The organism is Sulfurimonas sp., from assembly GCF_026991475.1.
Taxonomy (GTDB): domain Bacteria; phylum Campylobacterota; class Campylobacteria; order Campylobacterales; family Sulfurimonadaceae; genus Sulfurimonas.
This window is the reverse complement of record NZ_JALXBK010000084.1, coordinates 1-4,440: the sequence shown is the minus strand read 5'-3', so window position 1 is coordinate 4,440 and position 4,440 is coordinate 1. Positions and strand designations below refer to the sequence as shown.

The window sequence follows — 4,440 nt, the reverse complement described above, 5'->3', positions numbered from 1 at the left end:
TACTTCCTGTCCCACTTGTTTCTTTATAAGTTCCTTGAAAAAATCCACTCTTATATCCTCGTTTATTAAACTCATCAATTATAGAATAGTAATGAAAATCTTGTAATTGTGTTTTTGCAACAGATTTCCCTAAAGGATTTTGAAATGATACGAGTGTAGCAAACATTCCCTCCGTTGTTCTATGCCCATTGGCGACCATAAACTTAGGTCGAAGCGATTTTTTTAAAATCCTATCAAAATTAGGTGTAGCTTCCGCCTTTTTAAACCCATATGGCTTTAAGAATGTTGCACTCCAACTCTCTAAAAAGAAAAAGATTACATTTGGTCTTTTATTTGCGATACTCATTTTAAATGTAGTAGTATTATTATCAGCGTAGAGAGTATTAAATACTTTATGAATTTCTGAATTATCTATTTTAGGTAATTTTATTGGTTTTATTTTTTTATTTTGAGTAGCAAGTGAAAAAACCATATTATATACCCCATTTATTGAAAGACTCGCAAGTCTAGTATCACCAATTTGATTTGCCTGCCAGGGATTCAGTGGAATTCGTTGCCACATACCACGAATAAAGAAAATAGTTAAAGCTATCAAAAATAATTTTTTTATCAAATATGCTTTATTGATATTTTCACTTTTATACATAGATAATTTTTTATCTATAAAGATGAATAACATTACCGCAGCAATAAAAGCTAAAAAAGAAGTTAAAGTATGTTGAGATAATGCTGTCATCAACAAAGAAAATGAATCTGTAAAAATATCACTAATCTCATAACCCACATGTCTAGATGCTTCTGTAAAATAGAACATATCTCCAATCTGTGCCAAAAATACAAACACGATTAAAAGAGCAGAAACAAAAGCAAAGAATTTACTTTTAAAATCAAACAGTGTGGCTAAAAATGCCATAGTTCCACTAACAGCAAAATCAAAACGATATCCCCAAAAAATTGCATAGATCTTCTCAAATAAGGAGTAAGGTTCAAAAAGAGAGCTAAGAGTTGCAAGAAAAATAAACTTTGTCACAATCAATATTATATAAGTTAAACAAAAAACTGTAAAGTAAAGCTTTAAAAAACGCATAAGTAACCTTTTATTGGTATAATTCTAATTATATTAAAAAATAGGTTAAATTTTGTTCAAATATCAAGTAATTAACAAAAAATATGAGAATTTTCTTCTTAATATAAAAGAGTATTTTCAAAAAAGCGACCATAACATTCATCAAGCACGAAATCAATTAAAAGTCATCTCTTATGAAAATAAAAAGTATGTTGTCAAGGCTTTTAAAATTCCAAATTTTATGAATCAAATTGTCTATGCATATATAAGAAATAGCAAAGCAAAAAAATCATATTTAAATGCTATAGAACTTATTAAACTAAGTATTTCAACTCCAAAACCTATAGGTTACATAGAATTTTACAGATATAAACTATTTAAAGAGAGTTTTTATGTCTCTGAATTTGTTGAATATAATTTTACAATTAGAGAACCTTTACGTAATAAAACTCTTAAAAATAGAGAAAAAATAATTAAAGAATTTGTAAGGTTTACTTATAATTTACATCAAAAAGGAGTTTTTCATAAAGATTTTTCTGCAGGGAATACTCTTGTAATTATAAAAGAAGATAGTTATGATTTTAGTATAGTTGATATAAATAGACTCGAATTAAAAACAATAACTCTTGATCTTGCAATGAAAAATTTTGATAAACTTTGGTTAGATGAAGATACACTTATATTTATTGCTAAAGAATATGCTAAATTAAGTGGTTATAATGAAGAAGAGTGTATTAATAAAATTATTTTTTATGATAAAAAATTAAAAGATTTTGTCCAAAAAAGAAGAAAAATAAAAAAAGGGATATTTGGGAAATGAATATAACAGCTACTATAATCACTTTAAATGAAGAAAAAAATATTAAAGATGTTATTTTATCTGCTAAAGAAGTGTGTGATGAAATCATAGTTATAGATTCTCAAAGTACTGATAAAACAAGACAAATTGCAGAAGAACTTGGAGCAAAAGTAATTATTCAACCATACTTAGGCGATGGACCGCAGAAAGCTTTTGGTGTTCAATTTGCAAAAAATGATTGGATATTAAGTTTAGATGCAGATGAAAGATTAGATTTAGATGCAATTAATGAAATAAAACAAATCAATTTTGAGAAAACAAAATATGATGGATATTCATTTGCTAGAAAAACATTTGTTGGTAAAAAACTCATAAGACAATGGTATCCCGATAGAGTAGTCCGTCTTTACAATCACAATAAATGCAACTATTCTACAAGTGAAGGACATGCAAAAGTTCAAACTAAATATGCAAAAGATTTGAATGCTCATATACTTCATTACTCTTATAAAAATTATGAAGAAGTTATAAAGACATCTTATAAATTTATTGAAAGAGGTGCTAGACTAGCTAATCAAGATGGTAAAAAGGCTTCTAAAATGGATCCTTTTATTCATGGTTTTGGCGCACTATTTAAATCTCTAATATTAAAAAAAGGAATTTTTTATGGAATAAATGAGATACATATTGCAGTCATATCCTCTTTTAGTGCCTATATGAAATATACTTTAATGTTAGAAATGCAAGAAAATGATTCATTAGATAACAAGTAAATCTTCTCTAACCTTCTGAAATATCTCCAATCTTTTTATAGTATCTCGTGGAAGCATATAATGTTTCTGTAAATTTTCATCTCCTATAGCCTTCCATCTTCTAGCACTTGCAAACTTAGAATCTCCAAAAAATGTCATTGTTGGCACCCCAACCAAAGAAGCTAAATGATAAGTTCCTGTGGAAGTGGATACAAAAAGTTTAAAATTACTAATGAGCTTTGCAAAATCTACAATGCCATTATTTGAAAGATAAAAAACAACTTTTTTATTTTGTAATCTTTTTTGCATTTCCTCACATAAAGCAATTTCATCAGGGCCAAATGTTAGAACCACATCATATTTTTCCGATACAAGAGTATCACAAATAAGTGTTTCATACTCATCTAAAGTTAAATTTGCATCAGATGAACCACCGAAACCTACATGAAAAGCTATAACTTCTTTTGTAATTTTATTATCTTTACAAAATTGTTCATAAATTATTTTACCATCATAAAATTCTAAAAGTGGCTTTGGATAACTCACATCAATACCACCAATTACCTCTTGTACTAAAGCTAAGTTATACTCAAATTCTGCCATCTTCACTTCACTTCGTCTCTGTCTTACTCTATGATTGTAAAAAATTTGAGCTGTCTTCGTTGCTGGTGCATAGCGCTCTTTAATACCAGCTAAAAATTGAACCAATGCTACCCGTGTATTTGAAAAGAGTGTAATTGAAAGATTAATTTTTGCAGATCTCAATTTATTTCTTAGTGAAAAAATAGAACTTTTACCATCATCAACTATCACCTCATCAATAAAATTACAGGACTCTGCCAACTCTTTATTTATAGGTGCAACTAACACAATAATTTTATTGTTTACATCATATTTTTTTAAGATATAAATAGCAGGTAATGCCGTTATAAAATCTCCAAGCTTATCTGTTCGTACAACTAATATATTCATATAGAAATATTACCTTAAAAAGGATATAATTCGCCTTATGAAAAAACCTTTTGAATGGGATAACTACTCCGACCAACCAGCACTACTTAAAGATAAAGAATTGAAAAAAAGTATGCGTCTAAAAGAACGCTATTCACTCATTACTACTTTTTTACTCGCTCTTTTTTTACTTCCATTTTCACTTCTTGCTATGCCATTCGTACGAAGAAAAGAGATAGATTCTCAAGAGTTTTTTTCACTCGGCGTTGATTTTGAGAGAGAACAGCAAGAGACACAGACACTGTTAGACGAACTCGGTGTACAGCATATTCTACTGCGTTTAAAACTCTGGGAAATGAACAAACTTCCCCAACTCAAAAGCTTCACAGAACAAAACAGTAACAAAAAAATAACACTAAAAATTTTGCAAGATAGAGAACATGTAGAAGATTTAGAACTAACTCAAAAAAATTTTAAAACAATATTTGACCAGCTCCACAATCTTGTAGATATTTTTGAAATAGGCTCGACCATCAACCGTGCCAAATGGGGATTTTTCTCTGTACGAGAGTATCTTAACTTCTATAAGACTGCGTTTGATTTACGCCAAAAAGAGTTCCCAGACATCAAACTTATAGGGAGCGGCGTTATTGACTTTGAATTTCATTACACAATCCACACACTCTTTAACTTTTGCAAATGCAAATTTGACGGCATCTCTGCACTATTATATGTAGATAGACGCGGCGCACCAGAAAACACACAACTAGGCTTTGCGCTCTCCGATAAAATTGCTCTGCTCTCTACAATGGTCTGGCTCTCTCCAAAGACAAAACAGGAACTACACATTACAGAAACAAACTGGCCCATCA

4 protein-coding genes and 1 pseudogene are annotated in these 4,440 nt (G+C 29.5%); 3 read left to right on the top strand and 2 right to left on the bottom strand.

The annotated features are described in order from the left end of the window. A partial coding sequence (locus MV589_RS07160) for an LTA synthase family protein (protein WP_297433389.1) occupies positions 1–1,087 on the bottom strand: 1,087 nt, incomplete at its 3' end. 220 nt (positions 1,088–1,307) lie between these two features. On the opposite strand from MV589_RS07160, the gene MV589_RS07155 reads away from it, so the two are divergent. Next, the gene (locus MV589_RS07155) at positions 1,308–1,886 is read left to right on the top strand and encodes a lipopolysaccharide kinase InaA family protein (RefSeq protein ID WP_297433388.1); all 579 of its coding nucleotides are present in this window, start codon (positions 1,308–1,310) and stop codon (positions 1,884–1,886) included. Continuing rightward, the gene (locus MV589_RS07150) at positions 1,883–2,638 is read left to right on the top strand and encodes a glycosyltransferase family 2 protein (RefSeq protein ID WP_297433387.1); all 756 of its coding nucleotides are present in this window, start codon (positions 1,883–1,885) and stop codon (positions 2,636–2,638) included. The genes MV589_RS07155 and MV589_RS07150 overlap by 4 nt, the downstream gene beginning before the upstream one ends. Here MV589_RS07150 and MV589_RS07145 read toward each other — a convergent pair. Further along, positions 2,624–3,589, bottom strand: coding sequence for a glycosyltransferase family 9 protein (locus MV589_RS07145; RefSeq protein ID WP_297433386.1), 966 nt, complete (start codon positions 3,587–3,589; stop codon positions 2,624–2,626). The genes MV589_RS07150 and MV589_RS07145 overlap by 15 nt on opposite strands. A 37-nt stretch (positions 3,590–3,626) precedes the next feature. On the opposite strand from MV589_RS07145, the pseudogene MV589_RS07140 reads away from it, so the two are divergent. After that, positions 3,627–4,440 (top strand): annotated as a pseudogene (locus MV589_RS07140) (glycosyl hydrolase); the annotation flags it as partial.

Coding starts and splice junctions, on each gene's coding strand:
- MV589_RS07150 (WP_297433387.1), top strand. CDS start 1,883: ATGAATATAACAGCTACTATAATCACTTTAAATGAAGAAAAAAATATT.
- MV589_RS07145 (WP_297433386.1), bottom strand. CDS start 3,589: ATGAATATATTAGTTGTACGAACAGATAAGCTTGGAGATTTTATAACG.
- MV589_RS07155 (WP_297433388.1), top strand. CDS start 1,308: ATGAATCAAATTGTCTATGCATATATAAGAAATAGCAAAGCAAAAAAA.